The 22,198-nt window shown below is 70.1% G+C and carries 16 protein-coding genes and 1 pseudogene; 7 read left to right on the top strand and 10 right to left on the bottom strand.

What is annotated here, in order from left to right; all coding sequences use genetic code 11:
• The first annotated feature begins 101 nt into the window (after positions 1-101).
• The 4 genes from ACV22V_RS16775 (at position 102) to ACV22V_RS16760 (ending at position 5,590) form a co-directional block, all read left to right on the top strand.
• Entirely contained in the window at positions 102-1,238 is a 1,137-nt protein-coding gene (locus tag ACV22V_RS16775) for an alginate lyase family protein (protein ID WP_448014733.1), read from the top strand.
• 30 nt (positions 1,239-1,268) lie between these two features.
• Positions 1,269-2,657 carry an L-serine ammonia-lyase gene (locus ACV22V_RS16770; protein WP_059531123.1) on the top strand — a complete coding sequence of 463 codons (1,389 nt, stop codon included), beginning with the start codon at positions 1,269-1,271 and terminating at the stop codon, positions 2,655-2,657.
• Positions 2,658-2,795: 138 nt separating this feature from the next.
• The gene (locus tag ACV22V_RS16765; RefSeq protein WP_448014732.1) at positions 2,796-4,499 is read left to right on the top strand and encodes a thiamine pyrophosphate-binding protein; all 1,704 of its coding nucleotides are present in this window, start codon (positions 2,796-2,798) and stop codon (positions 4,497-4,499) included.
• Positions 4,496-5,590: a glycosyltransferase family 9 protein gene (locus ACV22V_RS16760; RefSeq protein WP_448014731.1), complete on the top strand. Its 1,095-nt coding sequence runs from the start codon at positions 4,496-4,498 to the stop codon at positions 5,588-5,590. The genes ACV22V_RS16765 and ACV22V_RS16760 overlap by 4 nt, the downstream gene beginning before the upstream one ends.
• A gap of 60 nt (positions 5,591-5,650) precedes the next feature.
• On the opposite strand, the gene ACV22V_RS16755 is transcribed toward ACV22V_RS16760, so the two are convergent.
• The 3 genes from ACV22V_RS16755 to exaC form a co-directional block, all read right to left on the bottom strand.
• A complete protein-coding gene (locus tag ACV22V_RS16755) occupies positions 5,651-6,685 on the bottom strand; it encodes a helix-turn-helix domain-containing protein (protein WP_059531131.1) in 1,035 nt (344 codons plus the stop codon).
• 185 nt (positions 6,686-6,870) lie between these two features.
• On the bottom strand, positions 6,871-7,413 hold the full coding sequence (locus ACV22V_RS16750) for a hypothetical protein (RefSeq protein ID WP_448014730.1): 543 nt from the start codon (positions 7,411-7,413) through the stop codon (positions 6,871-6,873).
• Between the two features lie 251 nt (positions 7,414-7,664).
• Positions 7,665-9,191: an acetaldehyde dehydrogenase ExaC gene (exaC, locus tag ACV22V_RS16745; protein WP_059531136.1), complete on the bottom strand. Its 1,527-nt coding sequence runs from the start codon at positions 9,189-9,191 to the stop codon at positions 7,665-7,667.
• Positions 9,192-9,508: 317 nt separating this feature from the next.
• Here exaC and ACV22V_RS16740 point away from each other — a divergent pair, with 317 nt between their 5' ends.
• Positions 9,509-9,937 carry a pyridoxamine 5'-phosphate oxidase family protein gene (locus tag ACV22V_RS16740; protein WP_059691516.1) on the top strand — a complete coding sequence of 143 codons (429 nt, stop codon included), beginning with the start codon at positions 9,509-9,511 and terminating at the stop codon, positions 9,935-9,937.
• A gap of 48 nt (positions 9,938-9,985) precedes the next feature.
• Here the strand turns inward: ACV22V_RS16740 and ACV22V_RS16735 are convergent, their stop codons facing one another.
• A complete protein-coding gene (locus tag ACV22V_RS16735) occupies positions 9,986-11,590 on the bottom strand; it encodes an MFS transporter (protein WP_448014729.1) in 1,605 nt (534 codons plus the stop codon).
• 142 nt (positions 11,591-11,732) lie between these two features.
• On the opposite strand from ACV22V_RS16735, the gene ACV22V_RS16730 reads away from it, so the two are divergent.
• Entirely contained in the window at positions 11,733-12,617 is an 885-nt protein-coding gene (locus ACV22V_RS16730; protein WP_059531146.1) for a LysR family transcriptional regulator, read from the top strand.
• Between the two features lie 13 nt (positions 12,618-12,630).
• Here ACV22V_RS16730 and eutC read toward each other — a convergent pair whose 3' ends face one another.
• From eutC to ACV22V_RS16710, 4 genes are all read right to left on the bottom strand, one after another.
• Positions 12,631-13,422: an ethanolamine ammonia-lyase subunit EutC gene (eutC, locus tag ACV22V_RS16725; RefSeq protein WP_059531149.1), complete on the bottom strand. Its 792-nt coding sequence runs from the start codon at positions 13,420-13,422 to the stop codon at positions 12,631-12,633.
• A complete protein-coding gene (locus ACV22V_RS16720; RefSeq protein WP_059816435.1) occupies positions 13,419-14,816 on the bottom strand; it encodes an ethanolamine ammonia-lyase subunit EutB in 1,398 nt (465 codons plus the stop codon). Before ACV22V_RS16720 ends, eutC begins: the two co-directional genes overlap by 4 nt.
• Positions 14,817-14,922: 106 nt before the next feature.
• Entirely contained in the window at positions 14,923-16,335 is a 1,413-nt protein-coding gene (gene eat / locus ACV22V_RS16715) for an ethanolamine permease (protein ID WP_059531155.1), read from the bottom strand.
• Between the two features lie 193 nt (positions 16,336-16,528).
• The gene (locus tag ACV22V_RS16710; protein ID WP_059531158.1) at positions 16,529-18,001 is read right to left on the bottom strand and encodes a mechanosensitive ion channel; all 1,473 of its coding nucleotides are present in this window, start codon (positions 17,999-18,001) and stop codon (positions 16,529-16,531) included.
• A 274-nt stretch (positions 18,002-18,275) separates the two neighbouring features.
• On the opposite strand from ACV22V_RS16710, the pseudogene ACV22V_RS16705 reads away from it, so the two are divergent.
• Positions 18,276-19,154: pseudogene (locus ACV22V_RS16705) on the top strand (AraC family transcriptional regulator).
• A 104-nt stretch (positions 19,155-19,258) separates the two neighbouring features.
• Here the strand turns inward: ACV22V_RS16705 and ACV22V_RS16700 are convergent.
• Together ACV22V_RS16700 and ACV22V_RS16695 are read right to left on the bottom strand one after the other, a co-directional pair.
• Positions 19,259-19,603, bottom strand: a complete 345-nt coding sequence (locus tag ACV22V_RS16700) for a zinc ribbon domain-containing protein (RefSeq protein ID WP_448014728.1) — start codon at positions 19,601-19,603, stop codon at positions 19,259-19,261.
• Between the two features lie 10 nt (positions 19,604-19,613).
• Positions 19,614-22,157, bottom strand: a complete 2,544-nt coding sequence (locus ACV22V_RS16695) for a heavy metal translocating P-type ATPase (RefSeq protein ID WP_448014726.1) — start codon at positions 22,155-22,157, stop codon at positions 19,614-19,616.
• Positions 22,158-22,198 lie beyond the last annotated feature (41 nt).

Here is a 22,198-nt window from a genome sequence, read left to right as displayed (position 1 = left end):
GTTGCGTGCGGTTTTTGCGCTCTCGGCCGGCCCGATCGATTCACGCTCGCCCCCCAATCCGGCTAACATCACACGCGATCCAGCCAATCAAGGAGTTCCGCATGGTGCGTCCGATGTTTCCGGGCCATGGTGCAACGCGGGAGCGGCCGCGCACGCGCCGCTTCGTGCCGCTGCTCGTCGCGTCGCTGTCGTTTGCCGCCGCCGGCCTCGGCACGGCGGGCAGCGCGCGCGCGGCGATGAATTTCTGCGCGGCGCCCGCGTTGCAGGCGAGCGAGACGACGCAGGCCGAGCCGGGCGTGCAGGCGCTGATCCGCAGCGTCGACGCGCGTATCGGCGAGCAGCCGAAGGCGTTGCCGCGCGTGCACACCGAAGGCACGCTGCCGCACGAAGGCATCTACGACCAGAGCGCCGACGCGCTCAAGGACATGGAGCTGATGCGCGACGCCGCGCTCGCGTGGCGCGTGACCAATGCGCCGCGTTACCTGCAGCTCGTCGACCGCTTCCTGTCCGCGTGGGTGTCGACCTACCAGCCGAGCTTCAACCCGATCGACGAGACGCGCTTCGACAGCCTGATCGTCGCGTACGACATGACGGCGAGCGCGCTGCCGGTCAAGACGCGCAACGCGACGGCGGCGTTCATCGCGAAGCTGGGCGCCGGTTACGTCGCGCAGATCGACGCGCAGAAGCGCCCGCTCGCCGGCACCTGGCGCAACAACTGGCAAAGCCACCGGATCAAGCTGATTGCGCTGTCCGCGTTCACGCTCGGCGACCGCAAGATGATGAACGCCGCGCAGCGGCTGTTCGTCGAGCATCTCGCCGACAACATCGGCCCGGACGGCAAGACCTGGGATTTCGAGGAGCGCGACGCGCTGCACTACGCGGTGTATGACCTCCAGCCGCTGGTGACGGCCGCGCTGGCCGCGCGCCGCTTCAACCGCAACTGGCTGCGCGAGCGCGGCGCGAACGGCGCGACGCTCGCGGCCGCGCTCGACTGGCTCGTGCCGTACGCGCTCGGCGAAAAGACGCACGAGGAATTCGTGAATTCGCCGGTGCCGTTCGACGCGAAGCGCCGCGAAGCCGGCTTGCCGGGCTACACGGGGCAGTGGGACCCGAAAAACGCCACTGAACTCTTTCATCTGGCCGCGCGGCTCGACGGGCGTTATGCCCGCGTCGCGCGGCAGCTTTCCCCCAATCCGCCCGCATGGCTCGCCGCGTGCCTGCCGTTGCAGGCGCGTTAGCACTATTCTCAAAGCAAGGCAGGAATCCAAATGGCAGTCAGCGTGTTTGACCTCTTCAAGATCGGCATCGGCCCGTCCAGTTCGCATACGGTCGGACCGATGCGCGCGGCGCTGATGTTCGTCCAGGGCCTCGAGCGCGACGGGCTGCTCGACGCGACGGCCAACGTGAAGGTCGAGCTGTACGGCTCGCTCGGCGCCACCGGCAAGGGCCACGGCACCGATCGCGGCGTGATGCTCGGCCTGCTCGGCGACGCGCCCGACACCGTCGACCCCGACACGATCGACGCGCGTCTGGAGGACGTCCGCAAGTCGAAGAAGCTCGCGCTGCTCGGCACGCATCCGGTGCCGTTCGTGCTGAAGGAGAACATCGCGTTCTACCGCCAGGCGCTGCCCGAGCACCCGAACGGCATGAAGCTGCGCGCGTCCGACGCGAACGGCGCGGTGCTGGTCGAGCGCACTTACCTGTCGGTCGGCGGCGGCTTCGTCGTGACGGCCGGCGCGCCGAACACGAAGGTGCTGAGCGCGGCCGAGCAGATGACGCATCCGTTCCGCACCGGCGCCGAGCTGCTCGCGCTGGCCGAGTCGACCGGCAAGTCGATCGCGCAGCTGATGTGGGAAAACGAGCGCGCGTGGCACACCGAGGAAGAGACGCGCGACGGGCTGCTGAAGATCTGGGCCGTGATGCAGTCGTGCGTGTCGCGCGGCTGCGGGATCGGCAACCCGGAAGCCGACGGCAACCTGCCCGGCCCGTTCCAGGTCAAGCGCCGCGCGCCGCAGCTGTACCGCACGCTGACGGGCAGCCCGGAGCGTGCGCTGCAGGATCCGCTGTCGATGATCGACTGGATCAACCTGTACGCGATCGCGGTCAACGAGGAAAACGCGGCCGGCGGCCGCGTCGTCACCGCGCCGACCAACGGCGCGGCCGGCATCATCCCCGCCGTGCTGCACTACTACACGCGCTTCACGCCGGGCGCGAACGAGCAGGGCGTGATCGACTTCCTGCTGACGGCCGCCGCGATCGGCATTCTGTACAAGCTCAACGCGTCGATCTCCGGTGCGGAAGTCGGCTGCCAGGGTGAAGTGGGTGTCGCCTGCTCGATGGCGGCCGGCGCGCTCGCGGCCGTGCTCGGCGGCACGCCGCAGCAGGTCGAGAACGCGGCCGAGATCGGGATGGAGCACAACCTCGGCCTCACCTGCGACCCCGTCGGCGGGATGGTGCAGATCCCGTGCATCGAGCGCAACGCGATGGCATCGGTGAAGGCCGTCAACGCGGCGCGCATGGCGCTGCGCGGCGACGGTTCGCATTACGTGTCGCTCGACTCGGTGATCAAGACGATGCGCGAAACGGGCGCCGACATGAAGACGAAGTACAAGGAAACGTCGCGCGGCGGGCTGGCGGTGAATATCGTCGAATGCTGATGCGGTGACGGCGGGCGGGCGCACGCGCCGGGGCGCGCCACCGCCCCGCTCGTTCCGACACTTTTCGCCGGCCGGCGCACCGGCGCCCCGCCGACAGGCGTAAGCTGTAGCTCCCGCTACCCAGGGAGACGGCAGCCTATGTCGCATTCCAAGGATCTCGAGCCACGCGCCACCTCCGGCGCGCGACTGCTCGTCGATGCGTTGCTCGCCAATCACGTCGAACGCGTGTTCTGCGTGCCGGGCGAGAGCTTCCTCGCCGTACTCGATGCGCTGGCGGACGACACCGCGCGCATCCAGACGGTCGTCTGCCGCCACGAGGCGGCCGCTGCGAACATGGCGGAGGCGGTCGGCAAGCTGACCGGCCATCCCGGCATCGCGTTCGTCACGCGCGGGCCCGGCGCGACCCACGCGTCGATCGGCGTGCACACCGCGTTCCAGGACTCGACGCCGATGATCCTGTTCGTCGGCCAGTGCGCGCGCGAGCACCTCGACCGCGAAGCCTTCCAGGAAATCGACTACCGCCGGATGTTCGGCCAGATGGCGAAATGGGTCGCGCAGATCGACGACCCACGCCGCATTCCCGAATACCTGAGCCACGCCTTTCACGTCGCGACGTCCGGCCGGCCCGGTCCGGTCGTGCTCGCGCTGCCCGAGGACGTGCTGTCCGAAGCCTGCGCGCCGCAGCCCGTCGTGCCGGCCGCGAAGCGCGTCGCGGCATCGCCGTCGGCCGCGCAGGTCGACGAGCTGCGCGAACGGCTCGCGCGCGCCGAGCGGCCGTTCGCGATCGTCGGCGGCAGCGGCTGGACGCCCGACGCATGCGCGAACCTGCGCACCTTCGTCGAGCGCTGGCAACTGCCGGTCGCATGCGCGTTCCGCTTCCAGGACACCTTCGACAACGCGCACCCGAACTACGCGGGCGACGTCGGTCTCGGGATCAATCCCGCGCTCGGCAAGCGGATCCGCGACGCCGACCTGCTGCTGGTGCTCGGCCCGCGCCTGGGCGAAGCGACGACCGGCGGCTACACGCTGCTCGACATCCCGAAGACGCACCAGACGCTGATCCACGTGCATCAGGGCGCGGACGAGCTCGGCCGCGTGTATGCGGCCGATCTGCCGATCGTGTCGGGGATGCCGGAGATCGCGGCGCCGCTCGCCGCGCTCGAACCGTCGGCGCACCCCGCGTGGGCCGGCACGGCCGCCGACGCGCACCGTGCATACCGCGAATGGCATGCGCCGCTGCCGATGCCCGGCGACGTCCAGCTCGGCGACGTGATGGTGCAGCTGCGCGAGCGCCTGCCGCACGACGCGATCCTGACCAACGGCGCCGGCAACTACGCGATCTGGCTGCATCGCCACTTCGCGTACCGGCACTTCCGCTCGCAGCTCGCGCCGACCAGCGGCGCGATGGGCTACGGACTGCCCGCCGCGCTCGCCGCCAAGTCGCTGTATCCGTCACGCGCCGTCGTCGCGCTCGCCGGCGACGGCTGCTTCATGATGGCCGGCAACGAACTCGCGACCGCGATGCAGTACGGGCTGAACATCGTCGCAATCGTCGTCAACAACGGGCATTTCGGCACGATCCGCATGCATCAGGAGCGCAACTATCCTGGGCGCGTGCACGGCACCGGGCTCACGAATCCCGATTTCGCCGCGTATGCGCGCGCGTTCGGCGCGCATGGCGAGACGGTCGAGCGCACCGCCGACTTCGCGCCCGCGCTGGAGCGCGCACTGACCTGCGGGCTGCCGGCGCTGATCGAGATCCGCATCCCGCAGGACGCCAGCACGCCGGCCGCGACGCTCGAGCAGATCCGCGAACAGGGCCGCCGCGCGCGCGGCGCATGACCGTGGAACGGCGCACCGCCGCGGCCGGCCTCGCGCTGTCGCGCGACGACGCGCTCGCCCACCCCGGCACGCTGCTCGCGCCCGACGGCACGCTCGTCGCGCCGTACGACCTCGAGCACGGCGGCGGCCCCGCGGAGGATCACGTGCCGGCCGCGCCGGCGCTCGGCCTGCTGCACGCCGCGCGCCAGCCGTTCCGGCTCGACTACGACCGCATGACGGACGTGCACGTGATCAACGGAATGGGCGTCACGCTCGGCGACTCGGTGATCGGGCTGACCGCGCTCGCCGCGCTGCGCGCGATGTATCCCGGCCTGCGCTTCACGCTGTTCCGGCCGGCCCGCGCGCCGCGCTACGTCGACGCGCTGTATGCGCTCGCGGCCGACGTCGTCGCGCCGTCGCGTGCGCTGCCGTGCGCCGCCGATGCGCTGCCCGCGCACGCGCCGTGCGTCGATCTCGGCAACCACCTGTATTGGCCCGCGTTCGCGCGGCAGCCGATGATCGACTTCTTCCTGGACGCGCTCGGCGCCGATCCGGCCACGGTGCCGCCCGCCGCGAAGCGCAACCGCTGGCTCGCGCGGCTGCGGCTGCCCACGCTGCCGGCCGAATGGCGGCGGCCATACGTGCTGTTCTGCCCGACCGCGAGCACCGCGGTGCGCAGCGTGCCGCCGGCGCTGCACGCGACGTTCGTCGAGCGACTCGCGCAGCGTTACGGGCTGCCGGTGGTCGGCTTCGGCCCGGTCGCGCATCCCGCTTACGTCGACGTGAGCCGCGACGCGGCCGACACCGCGCGCTTCATTGCCTGGGTCAAGGGGGCGAGCGTGCTGTTCGCGCCCGATACGTCCGCGCTGCATCTCGCCGACGGCTTCGACGTGCCGACGCTCGGCTGTTTCACGACGATCGGGCCGGCGCTGCGCGTGCGCGACTATCCGCGCTGCGTGCCGGTCGCGCTCGACGTGCCGGCCGAATTGCACGGGCTGCATCGCAGCGAGCAACCGGACGATCTCGCGGCGGTCGAAGCCGCATACCGGGCGATCGACTGGGATGCCGTGCCGTGGCCTGCGCCGCGCGACGCGGCGGCTACGTCCGGATAGAAAAACGAAAATCGCCCGAAGGATCGGGCGTGCAGCGGCAGCCATGGGCCGCCGCCCAATTCATCCGGCCGCCACCGTCACCGCGCGCTCGCGCAGCGTCTCCGACGGCCGCTTGCCGAACAGCCGCCGATAGTCGGTCGCGAACTGGCTCAGGTGCCAGAAGCCCCACGCCTCCGCGACGTCCTGCACCGAGCCGGCCGCCCGCCCGCACAGGTCGCGCCGCGCGCCGTTCAGCCGCAGCGTGCGCAGGTAGGTCGCGGGCGCCATGCCGAGCACGTCCTGGAAGCAGTACTGCAGCGTGCGCCGGCTCACGTGCAGTTGCTCGCATAGCTCGGGCACGCCGACCGGGCGCGTGCGGTGCGCGAGCACGTACTCGCGCGCCTGCTCGACGATCCAGCGCCGTGTCGACGGCGCGCCGCCGACGCCGTCGTCCGCGGGTTGCGCGCACGCATCGAACAGCGCGGCCAGCACCTCGGCCTGCAGGTCGTCGCGCTGCGCGTCGGGCAGCGGCCCGCCCACGGCCGCCGCGCCGTCGAGCCGGCGGCCGAGCAGCGCGCACAGGCGCGCGAGCCGCGTATCGCCGACCTGGATCACGCGCTGCGTGAACAGCCGTTCGTCGAGCGCGCGGTGTTCGACTTCCTCCGCGTAGCGGCGCAGCACATCGCCGCGCACGACCACGCCGTAGATCGAGAACTGCGCGGGCGTCAGCAATTCGAATTCGACGTTGCCGGGCCGGAACGCGAGCGCACCGGGCCCGATGCGGCACGCATCGACGCGCGCGGTGCCGTCGCTGACCAGCGGGATGCCGAACCAGTACGCGTCGCCGCGCACCTCGCATGCCTGGCGCAGCAGGTGGCTGGTCGATTCGCGAAACAGCTTCATCGTGTCGAGCGGCAGCTCGGTCAGCGTGCCGACGAAACGGCCGGCCGCGAGCTGGTCGTAAGTCTGCCGCCAGCCGATCAGGTTGCGCGCCTGCTCGTCGGCGTCGTGCGCGACGCTGACCACGGCCTGGCCGGCGAGCGCGTCGTCGCCCTGCGCGCTGCACCGCGTGTCCTCGGCCGTCGGCTCGGCCATGCACTCCACTCGTTGACCCATCGTGTTCTCCTCACCCGCCCGGAACTGCGTCCAACACGCAAGTCCCGTGCCGAACCGCGCGGTCCGGCGACAAGCCCGTCATTGCACGCCGTGCGGCCGCCGCGCGCCATGAGGGCGCACCCGGAGGCGGCACGCCACGCACCGCGCGGGTGCGGCATGCGCGCAGCGCGCAGCCCGGCGACGCGCTACGCGCCCGGCCGCAACCGCACGACCCGCGTGCCGCAATTGCCGTACGCCTGCGCGACCGCCAGCTCGACGATCGGGCTGCCGGCCGGCCAGGGCGCGGCATCCGCCGCCGGCAGATCGGCGCGCAACGTCGCGCGGCCGTTGATCCGATAACGGATGCCGCGCACGAAATCGATGAACAACAGCCCGATGCCGCTGCCGTCGCACGCGCGCGGATCGATCCGGTCGCCGTCGCCGTGCGTCGGCAGCGCGAAGCGCAGCGTCTTCGTGTCGATCACGCGCACGACCGGCCACAGGTCGCCGTTCGCGTCGCGCATGCCCTGCACGATGTCGCAGGTCACGCGCGCCGGGCCGCCGCACGTCGTGCCGACGAACATGAACGGCTGCGATTCGACGAACTGGCGCACGCCGATGCTCAGCCGCGTCGTGACGACGTCGCTCATCCGCTCGGCTTCGTCGGCGACGCCGAACCGGTGCTGCGCGTCGAGCTCGCCCGCGTGGAACACCGGGTGACGCGGATAGGATCGGGGCGGTTCTGCCATGCTGGTTTCCGTCGGGGCCATCGATGGATGCGCGATGCGGGCGCGAACGCGCGACGGCCGGTGCCGCGCAGCCGACGCGCGTATCGAATGACGAAAGGCGAAAAACGGCGAAGTGCCGGACGATCGCCCGGACCGTCGAACGTTGCACGGCGATCCGGCGTCGGACGACACGCCGCCGTCCGGCACCGGCCACCGCACCGGGCAGCATTGCGCCGCCGCCCGGCCCGCACTTCGCCTCCCCGCGCCGGCGATCAGAAGAACCCGAGCGCCTCGGCCTGGTAGCTGACCAGCAGGCACTTCGTCTGCTGATAGTTCGACAGCGCCATCTTGTGCGTCTCGCGGCCGATACCCGACTGCTTGTAGCCGCCGAACGCCGCATGCGCGGGGTACAGGTGGTAGCAGTTGGTCCACACGCGGCCGGCCTCGATCTCGCGGCCCATCCGGTACGCGCGCGTGCCGTTGCGCGTCCACACTCCCGCGCCAAGCCCGTAGAACGTGTCGTTCGCGAGTTCGATCGCTTCCTGCTCGTCCTTGAACGTCATCACCGACGCGACCGGCCCGAAGATCTCTTCCTGGAACACGCGCATCTTGTTGTTGCCGAGCAGCATCGTCGGCTTCACGTAGTAGCCCGTGCCGAGGTCGGCGGCCGGTGCCGTGCGCTCGCCGCCCGTCAGGCATTGCGCGCCTTCGTCGCGGCCGATGTCGATGTACGACAGGATCTTGTCGAGCTGCTGCTGCGACGCCTGCGCGCCGATCATCGTCTGCAGGTCGAGCGGGTGGCCGGCCTTGATGCGCTCGACGCGCGCGACGGCCTTCTCGATGAAGCGTTCGTAGATCGATTCCTGGATCAGGATCCGCGACGGGCACGTGCACACCTCGCCCTGGTTCAGCGCGAACATCGCGAGCCCTTCGAGCGCCTTGTCGAGGAACGCGTCGTCCTGGTCGAGCACGTCGGCGAAGAAGATGTTCGGGCTCTTGCCGCCCAGTTCGACCGTCGACGGGATCAGGCTCTCGGCCGCGGTGCGCAGGATGTGCTTGCCGACCGGCGTCGAGCCGGTGAACGCGATCTTCGCGATGCGCTTGCTGGTCGCGAGCGCCTCGCCCGCTTCCTTGCCGAAGCCGTTGACGATGTTGATCGTGCCGGCCGGGAACAGGTCGCCGATCAGCTCCATCAGCACCAGCACCGACGCGGGCGTCTGCTCGGCCGGCTTCATCACGACGCAGCAGCCGGCCGCGAGCGCCGGCGCGAGCTTCCATGCGGCCATCAGCAGCGGGAAGTTCCACGGGATGATCTGGCCGACGACGCCGAGCGGCTCGTGGAAGTGATACGCGACGGTGTTGTCGTCGATCTCGGAAATGCCGCCTTCCTGCGCGCGGATGCAGCCCGCGAAATAGCGGAAGTGGTCGATCGCGAGCGGCAGGTCGGCCGCCATCGTCTCGCGCAGCGGCTTGCCGTTGTCGATCGTCTCGGCCACCGCGAGCAGCTTCAGGTTCTTTTCCATCCGGTCGGCGGCGGCGAGCAGCAGGTTCGCGCGCTCGGCGACCGACGTCTTGCCCCACTTGCGGCGCGCGGCGTGCGCGGCATCGAGCGCGACCTCGATGTCGTCGGCGCCGGAGCGCGGCACGCGGCAGAACGGCTTGCCGTTGATCGGCGACACGTTCTCGAAATACTCGCCCTTCACCGGCGCAACCCACTTGCCGCCGATGTAGTTGTCGTACTGCTGACGATACGGATATTCGACGTCGAGGCCCAGTTGTTTCAGGTCAAACGGGTTCATACATGTCTCCTGTTCATCGTGCTTGTGTGAATGCAGCGCCGGTTGGATCGCGCTGCACGGTTTACGCAACATGCGTGCCAAATCGGCCGAAAACGGAACAGGAGCGGTGCGTCCGGCCGCCCGCCGCGGGCGGTGCCGGCGCACGGATAACGAGTGTGCCGAATCTGAACACCGCGACGGCACAGGCGGCGCGGCGGGTGTTCTGATTTTCCACAGCGCGCCCGCGCGCGCGTCGCCGCGCGCCCCGCTCGCGGCGTGGCATGTCGCTTGCGTGCGGAACGCGGATCCGCACGCACCGGCCATGCGCCGACCAAACCATGAACGACCCGCGCCCCCTCGGCGACGATGCCGTCGCGTTCATCCACGAACAGGCTTTCCTGATCGTCGCGACCGCGAACGCGGCGGGCGACGGCGACTGCTCGTATCGCGGCCGGCAGCCGCGCGCGGACGGTTCGTTCGCCCCGCTCGTCGACCTGCCCGATCGCCGTACGCTCGTGCTGCCCGATTTCGCGGGCAACAACCTGTTCAACACGATCGGCAACCTGCTCGTGAATCCGGCGATCGCGCTGCTGTTCGTCGATTTCGTCCGGCAGACGACGTGGCTCGTGCAAGGGCGCGCGGCGATCGACGAAGATGCCGGCAGTCGCGCGCACCTGTGGCCCGATGCGCTGCGCTATGTGGTCGTCGAGGTGGAAAGCGCGCAGGCGCGGGCCGATGCGGGATTGCCGCCGCTCGTGCTGGCGTGAGGCGCGGCGCCATGTCGTCGTCGACCCGCGCGCCCGGCGACGCCCCGCTCACCGCCCGCTTGCCTCCGCGCAAGCCGATTCGATTCGGCCGCGCGCCGGCGCGTCGGAATGCGCATGTTCGCCGTCGTCGCCGCGCGCTTCGGTCACCCCGGGCCGTGCACCCAGAAACGCGAACACCACCACCGCACACAGCACCGTGACGACCGCGAGCCCGATCAGCAGCCGATCGAACGCGTGCGTATAGCTCGCGAGCAGCGCCGTACGCCCGACGCCCGGCAACACGGCCGCCGCGCCGGCGAGATCGCCGGTGGCGAGCCGCGCGGCCGCGCGCAACGCCGCGTCGGACGCGCCCGCCGCCTGCCGCAAATCGGCGTGCGCGAGCGTCGCCAGCACCGCGCCGGCGATCGCGAGCGCGATCCCCTCGCCCGCCACGCGCGTCGTGCTGAAAATTCCGGTCGCCATCCCCGCGCGCTCCTTCGGCACGACGCTGACCGACAGCCCGTCCATCAGCCCCCACGGCATGCCGGCCCCGACGCCGATCGCGAGCATCGGCGCGATCGCCGCCGGCCCCGCGCCGCCGCGCAGCGCGACGTCCAGCCATACGAGGCCCGCCGCCGCGAGCAGGAGCCCGAGCCCCGAGATCACGCCGGCCGACAGCCAGCGCGTGAGCGTCGCCGCGACGAGCGGCACGACCAGCATCGGCGCGGAGATCGCGAGCATCAGCCAGCCCGCGCCGATTTCGCTGAAGCCGTCGATGCCGATGAAGCGCAGCGGCAACACGACGAGCAGCACGATGTAGCAGCAGCAGGTCGACACCGGCAGCACCTGCACGCCGACGAAGCGCGGAATCCGGAACAGCGACAGGTCGAGCATCGGCCGCGCGACGCGCGTTTCGATCGCGACGAACGCGCACGCGCCCAGCGCCGCGGCCGCCAGCAGCGCGACGACGAGCGGATGCGTCCAGCCGCGCGCGGGCGCCTCGATCACGCCGAACGTGAACAGCGTGAGCGCGGCGGTGAACGCGGCCGTGCCGGGCCAGTCGAGCCCGGTCGCGTGCGGATCGCGCGACTCGTGCATGCGCGGCAGCCCGAACGCGAGCGACAACGCGCCTGCCGCCGCGCCCGTGACGAAGATCGCGCGCCAGCCGAAATGCGCGATCAGGCCGCCGGCGAGCACGGGCCCGAACGCGAGCCCGATCCCGAACGTCGTGCCGAGCAGGCTGAACGCGCGCGTGCGCGCCGCGCCGTCGAACTCCTGCGCGAGCGCGGCCGTGCCGCCCGCGAGCGCCGCGGCCGCCGCGAGCCCCTGCGCGGCGCGCAGCAGGTCGACGGCGAGCATCGACGGCGCGAACGCGAGCGCCACCGACATCAGCGTGAAGCCGCCGACGCCGATCGCGAACACGCGCTTGCGGCCGAACTGGTCGGCCAGCGCGCCCGCCGCCATCAGGAAACTGCCGAACGCGAGCATGAACGCGTTGGTGATCCAGTTCATCGCGACCGGGCCGCCGTGCAGGTCGCGGCCGATCGCGGGTGTCGCGACCGCGCCGCCCGAAAACGACAGCGGCAGCGCGACGGCCGCCATGCAGACGGCGGCCAGCACCCACGCGCGCCGGCGCGCCGACGTGGCTGTAGCGGCTGAAAACGGGTGATCCATCATCGCTCCTCGAAAAGCCGGCGCGGATGCGCCTCAAGCGCGATCAAGGATAATTTCGATTCAATCGTCGAAAAACAACGTGAAGCTCCGCATATAGCGGACTAAAATTCTTCAATTCACCGATTCGCGCCCGCCTACGTCGATGGAAAACCTGAACGGCATCGCCGCCTTCGTCCGCACCGCCGAAGCGCTCAGCTTCGTCGCGGCCGGCCGCGCGCTCGGCATCTCGGCCTCCGCGGTCGGCAAGACGATCGCGCGGCTCGAGCAGTCGCTCGGCGTGCGCCTGTTCAACCGCACGACGCGGCGCGTCACGCTGACCGACGAAGGGCGCCATTTCTACGAACGCTGCCAGCGGATCCTCGAGGATTTTCGTGATGCGGAGGCGACGGTGACGGCCTCCGCGCAGCGCCCGCGCGGCAAGCTGCGCGTGAGCCTGCCGGTGATCGGCTACCGGTTCCTGCTGCCGGTGCTGCCCGAATTCAGGCAGCGCTATCCGGACGTCGAGCTCGACCTGGATTTCAACGACCGGATGGTCGATGTCGTCGAAGGCGGCTTCGACGCGGTGATCCGCAGCGGCCCGCTGTCGGATTCGAGCCTGATGTCGCGGCGGCTCGGCCCGTTCGCGTTCGTGCTGTGCGCGACGCCCGCGTATCTCGCGCGGGCCGGCCTGCCGCGGGCGCCGCACGATCTCGAAACGCACGATTGCGTGCGCTACTGTTTCCCGACCACCGGCAAGCTGCAGGACTGGGCACTCTCCGCCGACGACGGCACGCCGCTGAAGCTGCGTACCGCGATGACCTGCAACAACATGGAAGCGCTGCGCGGCGCAGTGATGGCGGGGCTCGGCATCGGCTACATGCCCGACTTCCTCGCGCGCGACGCGCTGGACACGGGCGCGCTCGTCACCGTGCTCGACGACTACCGGATCGCGCCGGGGCAGTTCTCGATCGTGTGGCCGTCGAGCCGGCAGCTGTCGCCGAAGCTGCGCGTGTTCGTCGACTTCCTGTGCGAGCGGTTGTTCAAGTAGACGGGGCGCCCCGTCACACCGCGCCGATCCGCTCCGCTTCGGCCTGCGGCAACAACGCGTCGCTGTCGTCCTTCAGGCCGACGCCCGTCAGCTTGAGCCTGCGCGCATGCGTCATCAGGTAATGCAGCTTGTGCGCGGCGGCGGCATGCGGCAGCCCTTCGGGGCGTACGTTCGAGATGCAGTTGCGCAGCGCGTCGTGGCAGCCGACCTTCGGCGCCCAGGTCAGGTACACGCCGAGGCTGTCCGGCGAACTGAGCCCCGGCCGTTCGCCGATCAGCATCGCGACGACCTGCGCGCGCAGCAGCTCGCCGATCTCGTCGCCGAGCGCGACGCGCGCCTGCGTCGCGACCACCACCGGGCCGACCCGCCAGCCGTCCGCGTCGAGCCGCGGCCGCATCGCCTGCAGCAACGGCAGCGCCTGCTTCGCGGCCGCGAAGGCCGACAGCCCGTCGCCGACCACGAACACGACGTCCGGCGCATCGTCGAGCGCCGCGCCGTAGCCGGCCAGCAGCGCGCGGCCGTCGTCGGACAGCTTGCGGCCCAGATCGGGCCGGCGCAGGTAATGCTGGCGATCGGGCGCCGCGCTCTGCACGCCGAGCGTCGCGAAGCCGGCCGCGTCGATCTCGCGGCGCAGCGCGTCCGCGTCGAGCGGCTGGTGCACGGCGTCGCGCGCCTGCGCGTGCGACAGGTTGAACGCGAGCAGCGGCGCGGTCGGCAGGCTGCTGCCCGCGCGGCCGAGCGCGATCCGCGCGTTCGTGAACGACTTCAGCTGCGCCCACGGATTCTTTTCGACGGCGTCGCTCATGCCGAAATCCCCATCCAGTCGTTCGCGCCCGCGAGCAGCGGCACGCGCGCGTTCGCGGCGCGCAGCGCGCCGTGCGCGTCGGCGATCTCCATCGTCTCCAGCCATTCCTCGAACTCGGGCGCGCGGCGCAGGCCGAGCACCTCGCGCACGTAGAGCTGGTCGTGAAACGACGTGCTCTGGTAGTTCAGCATCACGTCGTCCGCGCCCGGAATCCCCATGATGAAGTTGATGCCGGCGGCGCCCAGCAGCGTCAGCAGCGTGTCCATGTCGTCCTGGTCGGCTTCCGCGTGATTCGTGTAGCAGATGTCGCAGCCCATCGGCACGCCGAGCAGCTTGCCGCAGAAGTGATCCTCGAGCCCCGCGCGAATGATCTGCTTGCCGTCGTACAGGTATTCCGGCCCGATGAAGCCGACCACCGTGTTCACGAGGAACGGATCGAACTTGCGCGCGACCGCATACGCGCGCACCTCGCAGGTCTGCTGGTCGACGCCGAAATGCGCGTTCGCCGACAGCGCGCTGCCCTGGCCCGTCTCGAAATACATCAGGTTGTTGCCGACGGTGCCGCGCCCGAGCGACAACGCGGCCTCGTGCGCCTCGCCGAGCAGCGCGAGCGAGATCCCGAAGCTCGCGTTCGCCTTCTCGGTGCCCGCGATCGACTGGAACACCAGGTCGACCGGCGCGCCCTTCTCGATCGCCGCGATCGTATTGGTCACGTGGGTGAGCACGCACGACTGCGTCGGCACGCCGTAGCGCTCGCGGAACCCGTCGATCATCGCGAGCAGCTTCACGATCGCCGCGAGGCTGTCGGTCGCCGGGTTGATGCCGATCATCGCGTCGCCGCAGCCGTACATCAGCCCGTCGAGCATCGACGCGGCGATGCCCTTCACGTCGTCCGTCGGATGGTTCGGCTGCAGCCGCACCGACATCCGGCCCGGCAGCCCGACCGTGTTGCGAAAGCGCGTGACGACGCGGCGCTTGCGCGCGGCCGCGATCAGGTCCTGGTTGCGCATCAGCTTCGACACGGCCGCGACCATCTCGGGCGTGAGGCCCGGCGCGATCCGTTCGAGCGCGGCGCCGTCGGCCGCGGGCGACAGCAGCCAGTTGCGGAAGTCGCCGACGGTGAGGTGCGAGATTTCCGCGAACGCGGCCGCGTCGTGATCGTCGAGGATCAGGCGCGTGACCTCGTCGTGTTCGTACGGAATCACCGCCTCGTTCAGGAACGCCTTCAGCGGCACGCCCGCGAGCGCGATCTTCGCGGCGACGCGCTCCTCCTCGCTCGCCGCCGCGACGCCGGCGAGCTGGTCGCCGGAGCGCAGCGGGCTCGCCTTCGCGAGCAGCGTCTTCAGGTCCGCGAAGCGGTACGTACGCGGGCCGATCGTCTCCGTGTAGGACATCGTTCGAATCTCCTTGCCAGTCCTTGCCTTGCGAAACGCCAACGGCGCGCCCGTTCGACGGGGCGCGCCGGATGCCGTCACCAGCGGCCGTTCGGGTTCGTCATCCTCATTCCTCCAGCAGCACGTCGGCCGGCGCGCTCGCGCGCTGCGAACGGGTCGCGAGGAAGTACGCGTAGCCGAGCGCGAGGAACGCGACGAACACCATCGCCACCAGCCCGTTGAAGTACACCATGGTCGCGAGGCAAATCAGGGCCGCAACGATCGCGAATGCCGGGAAGAACGGGTACAGCGGCGCGCGGAAGGGCCGCGCCATGTTCGGCTGCGAACGGCGCAGCTTGAACAGCGCCGCCATGCTTACGATATACATCACGATCGCGCCGAACACCGACATCGTCACGATGTTCGCGGTGAGCGTCTGGCCGCCGAACTGGATCAGCTCGTCGCTGTAGATCGCCGCGATGCCGACCACGCCGCCCGCGAGGATCGCGCGATGCGGGGTCTTGAAGCGCGGATGCACCTTGCCGAGCCATTCCGGCAGGTAGCCTTCGCGGGCCAGCGCGAAGATCTGGCGCGAATAGCCGAGAATGATCCCGTGGAACGACGCGACGAGCCCGAACAGCCCGAGCCACACGAGCATGTGCATCCAGCCGCTGTTCGCGCCGACGATGTACTTCATCGCCTGCGGCAGCGGGTCGTTGATGTTCGCGAGCTTGGTCCAGTCGCCCGCGCCGCCGGCGAACACCATCACGCCGATGGCCAGCGCGACGAGCGTCAGGATGCCGGCCACGTAGGCGATCGGGATCGAGCGCTTCGGGTTCTTCGCCTCCTCGGCGGCCATCGCGACGCCTTCGATCGCGAGGAAGAACCAGATCGCGAACGGGATCGCCGCGAACATGCCGTGGAATGCGCCGACGCTGAAATGATCGGCGCCCGACCAGCCGCCCTTCATGAAGTTGCTCCACGCGAAGCCCGGCGACACGACGCCCATGAACACCAGCAGCTCGAAGATCGCGAACAGCGTGACGACCAGCTCGAACGTCGCGGCGATCTGCACGCCCACGATGTTCAGCGCCATGAACACGAGATACGCGCCCATCGCCGCGTGTTTCGGTTCGAGCCCCGGAAACTGCACGTGCAGGTACGCGCCGATCGCGAGCGCGATCGCGGGGGGCGCGAACACGAATTCGACGAGCGTTGCCGCGCCGGCGAGATAGCCGCCCGCCGGGCCGAACGCGCGGCGCGCATACGCGAACGGGCCGCCCGCGTGCGGGATCGACGTCGTCAGTTCGGTGAAGCTGAAGATGAAGGTGGTGTACATCGCCGCGACGAACAGCGCGGTGACGACGAAACCCAGCGTGCCCGCACTCGCCCAGCCGTAGCTCCAGCCGAAGTATTCGCCTGAAATCACGAGGCCGACCGCGATGCCCCACAGTTGCCAGGTCCCGAGCGTCTGCTGCAGCGCGGGCTGGCCGGACGACTTGGCGCCGGCGACGGGCCGGCCATTCGACTCTGCTTTCATCGGATTCTCCTGAAAGGCGCCGGCCTGCCAGGCCCGCGCGACTGAGAATCGATGCTAGAGAGTCATTAAACGACGTGTTATCGAAATTCGGCAAAGATGACGGCTGACGTTTCGCTGACGGCAACGCCGGCCGCGCGTCGCGGTCGTCCCGCACGCGCCGTCCGGCCGCACGAGGCGGCCGGACGGCCGACGCTTACTGGCCCGACGGGCCGCCGCCGCGCTGGTTGAACCAGCGGTCGAGCAGCTTGCCGGCGGCTTCGCGGCCGCCGAGGCCGAACGACAGCGCGACCGCCACCGCGATCGCGCCGAGCACGAGGCCGAACGCGAGCTGCACGATCTCGTTGGCGATGCCCATCGCGCGCAGCCCCATCGCGAACACCAGGCCGAGGATCGCGAATTGCGCGATCCGCGCGAACAGCACGCTGTGCTCGCGGTCGGCCTGCTCGATCACGCGGCGCGCAAGGCCCGCGAGCCACACGCCGATCACGAGGATCACGCCGCCCATCAGCACGTGGCCGCCGAATTCGATGAACAGCGTGACGACGTCGCGCACCTGCGTGAAGCCGAGCCGGTTCGCGGCCTCGACCGACGCGAACAGCATCGCGAAGAACACGATCAGCCGCGCGACCAGCACCGACGGCTGCAGGATCCCCGAAAACACGCGCTCGACGCCGAGCACGGCCGGCAGCCCGTCGACGCCGGCGGCCTCCAGCAGCTTCTGCGCGAGCGACGCGACGAAGCGCGCGAAGTAGAACGTGACGAGCACGATCACGATCGCCGCGACGATGTCCGGCACCGCGCCGAGGAACTGGTTCAGCATGTTGGTGGCCGGGATCGAGATCGCGTCGATCTTCAGCGCGTCGAGGGCGGAGATCAGCGTCGGCACGAACACGAACACGTAGACGATGGTGCCGATCAGGCTCGACACGCGCACCGGCGTCGGGCTGTCGAGGCCTTGCGTGAGGCGATCGGCGCCGGCGGCGACGAGCAGGTTCGTCACGAGACCGCGCAGCACGCGCGCGACGATCCAGCCGACGAAGCCGATCACCGCGGCCGCGAACAGGTTCGGCACGATCGCGAGCAGCTTGTCGACCATCCCCTGCACCGGCGACAGCAGGCCGGACAGCGCGAACGACGCGAGAATCGCCGGCAGGAACATCAGGATCACGAGCCAGAACAGCACGTCGCCGAGATAGCCGCTCATCGGCTGCATGCCCGCGCTTTCGGACAGCTTGTCGTCGACCTTGCTCGCCTTCAGCGCGCGGTTCGCGAGGCTGCGCAGCAGCGATGCGATCAGCCACGCGATCAGCGTCAGCGCCGCGCCGCCGATCAGGTTCGGCAGGTAGTTGACGATGTGCGTGACGAGCAGCGAGAACGGATTGGAGACCGCGTAGAGGTTGAGCACGTTGAAGATGCCCACCGCGGTGACGAGCAGCACGAGCCAGAACAGCCCGCCGGCGATGATCCGCTCGACGCACGCGCCCTGGCCGGTGCTTTCGTTGATCCGCTGATCGACCTTCAGAGCGTTGAGCAGCCGGAGCGCGCCGGCCCGCACCGCCACGGCGATCAGCCAGCCGATCACCAGGATGCCGATCGCGCCGGCGATCTTGGGCAGGTATCCGCCTAGCGTGGTCTGCAGCGACGTGATGAAGCTGGAAGCATCCATTTCTTCTTCTCCCGAAAACGTGGCGTTGCGATTGAACATCGACGAACTACCTGCGTACTCCGAAAACCGTGCGTTGCCGTCCGAGCAACTTACCCGAGAAAAATGACGCGATCACCCGATTTCACCGTCTTTAACTTTAGACATAGATCGACGGGAACGAGACCCAATTTCGCCAAAATAAAAAGGGCCGGAATTGTTTGCCCTACGCATTTCCGCAAGATTTATCAATCGGCGGCGTGCTACCGTGACGTCGACTCTTGCCCGGGATGCACGCATGACCGTCGACACGAAAGCCGAAACGCCCGCCTGGACCCGCTATGCGGCACGCATCGCGCGCGTTCACGACTACATCCTCGCGCACCTCGACGACACGCTCGACCTGAACCGGCTCGCCGAAATCGCGTGCCTGTCGCCGTATCACTGGCAGCGCGTATATCGCGCGCTCTACGGCGAGTCGATCGTGCTGACGGTGCGGCGGATGCGGATCGTGCGCGCGTCCGAGGATCTCGTGTGCACGGCGCTGCCGCTCGACGCGATCGCGCGACGCGCCGGCTACGGCTCGACGCACGCGTTCGCCCGCGCATTTCGCGATGCTTACGGCGTGCCGCCCGCGCAGCACCGGCTCGCCGGGGTCCACCGGCCGATTTATCCGTTATAGCGAGGAGAGGAAGACATGTTCAAGCAGGAAGTCGAGATCCGGCGGCTGCCGGAACTGCGCGGTTATGCGGTGCCGCATACGGGCGCGTACCTGAAGGTCGGCGACGCGTTCGGGCAGATCGGCGCGTGGGCCGGGCGGCACGGGCTGATCGGCCCCGGCGCGCGGATGATCGGGATCTTCTACGACGATCCGGATACGACGCCCGAGGCGCAGTTGCGCGCGAAGGCGTGCTTCGTGCCGGCCGACGGCGCGCCCGACGTCGAGCCGACGCCGCCCGTGGAGCGCATCGCGGTTGCCGGCGGCGAGTACGCGGTGTTGCTGCACACGGGGCCGTATGCGGACCTGAAGACGGCCTACCAGTGGCTGTACGGCGACTGGCTGCGGCACTCGGGCCGTGAAGCCGCCGACGCGCCGCCGTTCGAGCTGTATCTGAATACGCCGATGGATGCGGCGCCGGCCGACCTGCGCACCGAGATTCATTTGCCGCTGCGTTGAGCGGTGTTGCGTGGCGCGGGGGTTCCGAGCCCGCACGCCGTGCCGTCTTGGGGATCGGCCGTCACGCCGGCAGCACGGCCGGCAGCACGGCCGGCGATCGCGCCTTACCCGGCCTGCGTCCCGCAGCCAGGGCAGAAGCGCGCGTCGGCGGCCAGTGCCGCGTGGCACCGGCTGCACGCCTTGCCGCGCTGCGATACGCCGCACTGCGCGCAGAATCGCGCATCCGCGGCGTTGATCGCGCCGCAGCCTGCGCACGCGAGCTGGCGCAGCGGCACGTTGCCGCCCGGGCCGCCCTGCGCGTCGGCCGACGGCTGCCAGCCCCATCCGTGCCGGTCGCGGCCGCGTGCATCGTGGCCGCCGTGACCGCCGCGTTGCTGCCCGCCGTGATGCCCGCCGCTGCCGTGGCCACCGCCACCGTGGCCGCCCAGGATCCGCTTCAGAAAGCTCATCGCCCGCTCCTCATCGCTTCGCAGTCGCGCCGTCGAACACACCCGTCTTCGACAGCAGCCGCAGCCCGTTGCCGACGACGATCAGGCTCGCGCCCGCATCGGCGAACACGGCCATCCACATCGTGCCGAGCCCCGCGACCGTGAGGCCGAGGAACACGATCTTCACGCCGAGCGCGAAGCCGATGTTCTGCACCAGCACGCGGTGCGTCGCGCGCGACAGCCGCACGAACGCGGGGATCTTGCGCAGGTCGTCGTCCATCAGCGCGACGTCGGCCGTCTCGATCGCCGTGTCGGTGCCCATCGCGCCCATCGCGAAGCCGATGTCGGCGCGCGCGAGCGCCGGTGCGTCGTTGATGCCGTCGCCGACCATCCCGACCGCGCCCGCACCGCCCGCCGACAGTTCCTCGACCGCCGCAAGCTTGTCCTCGGGCAACTGGTTGCCGCGCGCATCGTCGATGCCGGCCTGCCGCGCAATCGCCTGCGCGGTGTGCGGGTTGTCGCCGGTCAGCATCGCGGTGCGGATGCCGAGCGCGTGCAGGTCGGCGATCGCCGCGCGGCTGGTGTCCTTGATCGTGTCGGCCACCGCGAAGATGCCGAGCACGCGCGTGTCGTCGACCAGCATCACGACGCTCTTGCCCTGCCGCTCGAGCGCGTCGAGCTTCGCCTCCAGCGCCGGCGAGCAGCGTTCGAGCTCCTCGACGAGGCGGTGGTTGCCGAGCCAGTAGCGCGTGCCGTCGATCGTGCCGCGCACGCCGCGCCCGACGAGTGCTTCGAAGTCCTCTACATCGGCGAACGCTGCCGTCTGCGCGTCGCGGGCCGCGGCGGCGATCGCCTGCGACACGGGGTGATCGGAACGCGCCGCGAGGCTCGCGCCGAGGTGACGCACGCGCGCCGCGTCGACGTCCGTCGCATGCGGGTCGAAATCGGTCTGCACCGGCTTGCCGTGCGTGATCGTGCCGGTCTTGTCGAGCGCAAGCCATGCGAGCTTGCGGCCTTCTTCGAGATATACGCCGCCCTTCACGAGAATCCCGCGCCGTGCCGCGGCCGCGAGCCCCGACACGATCGTCACCGGCGTCGAGATCACCAGCGCGCAGGGGCACGCGATCACGAGCAGCACCAGCGCACGGTAGATCCAGTCGTGCCACGCGCCGCCCATGACGAGCGGCGGCGCCACCGCGACCAGCAGCGCGACCGCGAACACGATCGGCGTATAGACGCGCGCGAACTGGTCGACGAAGCGCTGCGTCGGCGCCTTCGCGCCCTGCGCTTCCTCGACCGCGTGGATGATCCGCGCGAGCGTCGAGTTGGCGGCCACCGCCGTCACGCGATAGTCGAACGAACCCGCTTCGTTGATCGTGCCCGCGTACACCGCGTCGCCGGACGTCTTGTCGACCGGCAGGCTCTCGCCGGTGATCGGCGCCTGGTTCACCGTCGAGCGGCCCGCGACCACTTCGCCGTCCAGCCCGATCCGCTCGCCCGGCTTCACGCGCACGATCGCGCCGAGCGCGACCTGCGCGGCCTCGATCGTGCGCCACGTGCCGTCGGCGTCCTGCACGGTCGCGGTGTCGGGCGCGAGCTGCATCAGGCCCTGGATCGCGTTGCGCGCGCGATCGAGCGACTTCGCCTCGATCAGCTCGGCGATCGTGAACAGCACCATCACCATCGCGGCTTCCGGCCACTGGCCGATCGCCATCGCGCCCGTCACCGCGATGCTCATCAGCGCGTTGATGTTCAGGTTGCCGTTGCGGATCGCGATCCAGCCTTTCTTGTAAGTGGTCAGCCCGCATGCGAGCACCGCCGCGAACGCCAGCACCGCCGACAGCCACACCGGCAGGCCGGCCCAGCTCACGGCCTCGGACGCGATCGCGGCGACGCCGGCCAGCGCGAGCGGCCACCACGGCTTCGCGGGCGGCGGCGCGACGGGTGCTGCCGGTGCGTCGGCCGACGCGGCTTCCGGCGTCATCCCGAGCGTGCGGATCGCGCTTTCGATCGCCGGCTGCGCACCGGGCACGTGTTCGACGGTCAGCATCCGCTGCATCAGGTTGAATTCGAGCGCCGAGACCTGCTGCATTCCGCCGAGCTTCTTGCGAATCAGCGTTTCCTCGGTCGGGCAGTCCATCTGCATGATCCGGAACGCGGAGCGGACGTGACCCGACGCGGTCGCCCGCGCGACCGGCAGCGGCGCGAGCGTCAGCGCGGCCGGCGCGCAGCAGGCGCCGGCCGCGTGGTCGTGGTCGTGGTCGTGGTCGTGGTCGTGGTCGTGGTCGTGGTCGTGGTCGTGGTCGTGGTCGTGGTCGTGGTCGTGACCGGCATGGTCATGCGCCGCGTGGGCGTGCGCCGTCCCGTGCGCGGATGCGTGATCGTGCTCATGATCGTGGCCGCATGCATGCGGCTGCGCGCGGTGCGCCGCCGCGTCGCCATGCGCGTGCTCGCCGGCCGCAGGCGCCGCGTCGGCAACGGTCGCCGCCTGCGTGTCGCGCGCGTCGGCGCAGCACGCATCGGCGCCGCCGGCATGGCGGTGTCGTGGGTCGGGGGTGCGCTGGGCGTCGGTCATGACAACCTCCTCTATGGCTTGACGGTGTAGAGTTAACACCC

The organism is Burkholderia sp. AW33-5 (assembly GCF_053427615.1).
The sequence above is the reverse complement of the archived record's forward strand: the minus strand, read 5'-3'. Positions and strand labels throughout refer to the sequence as shown.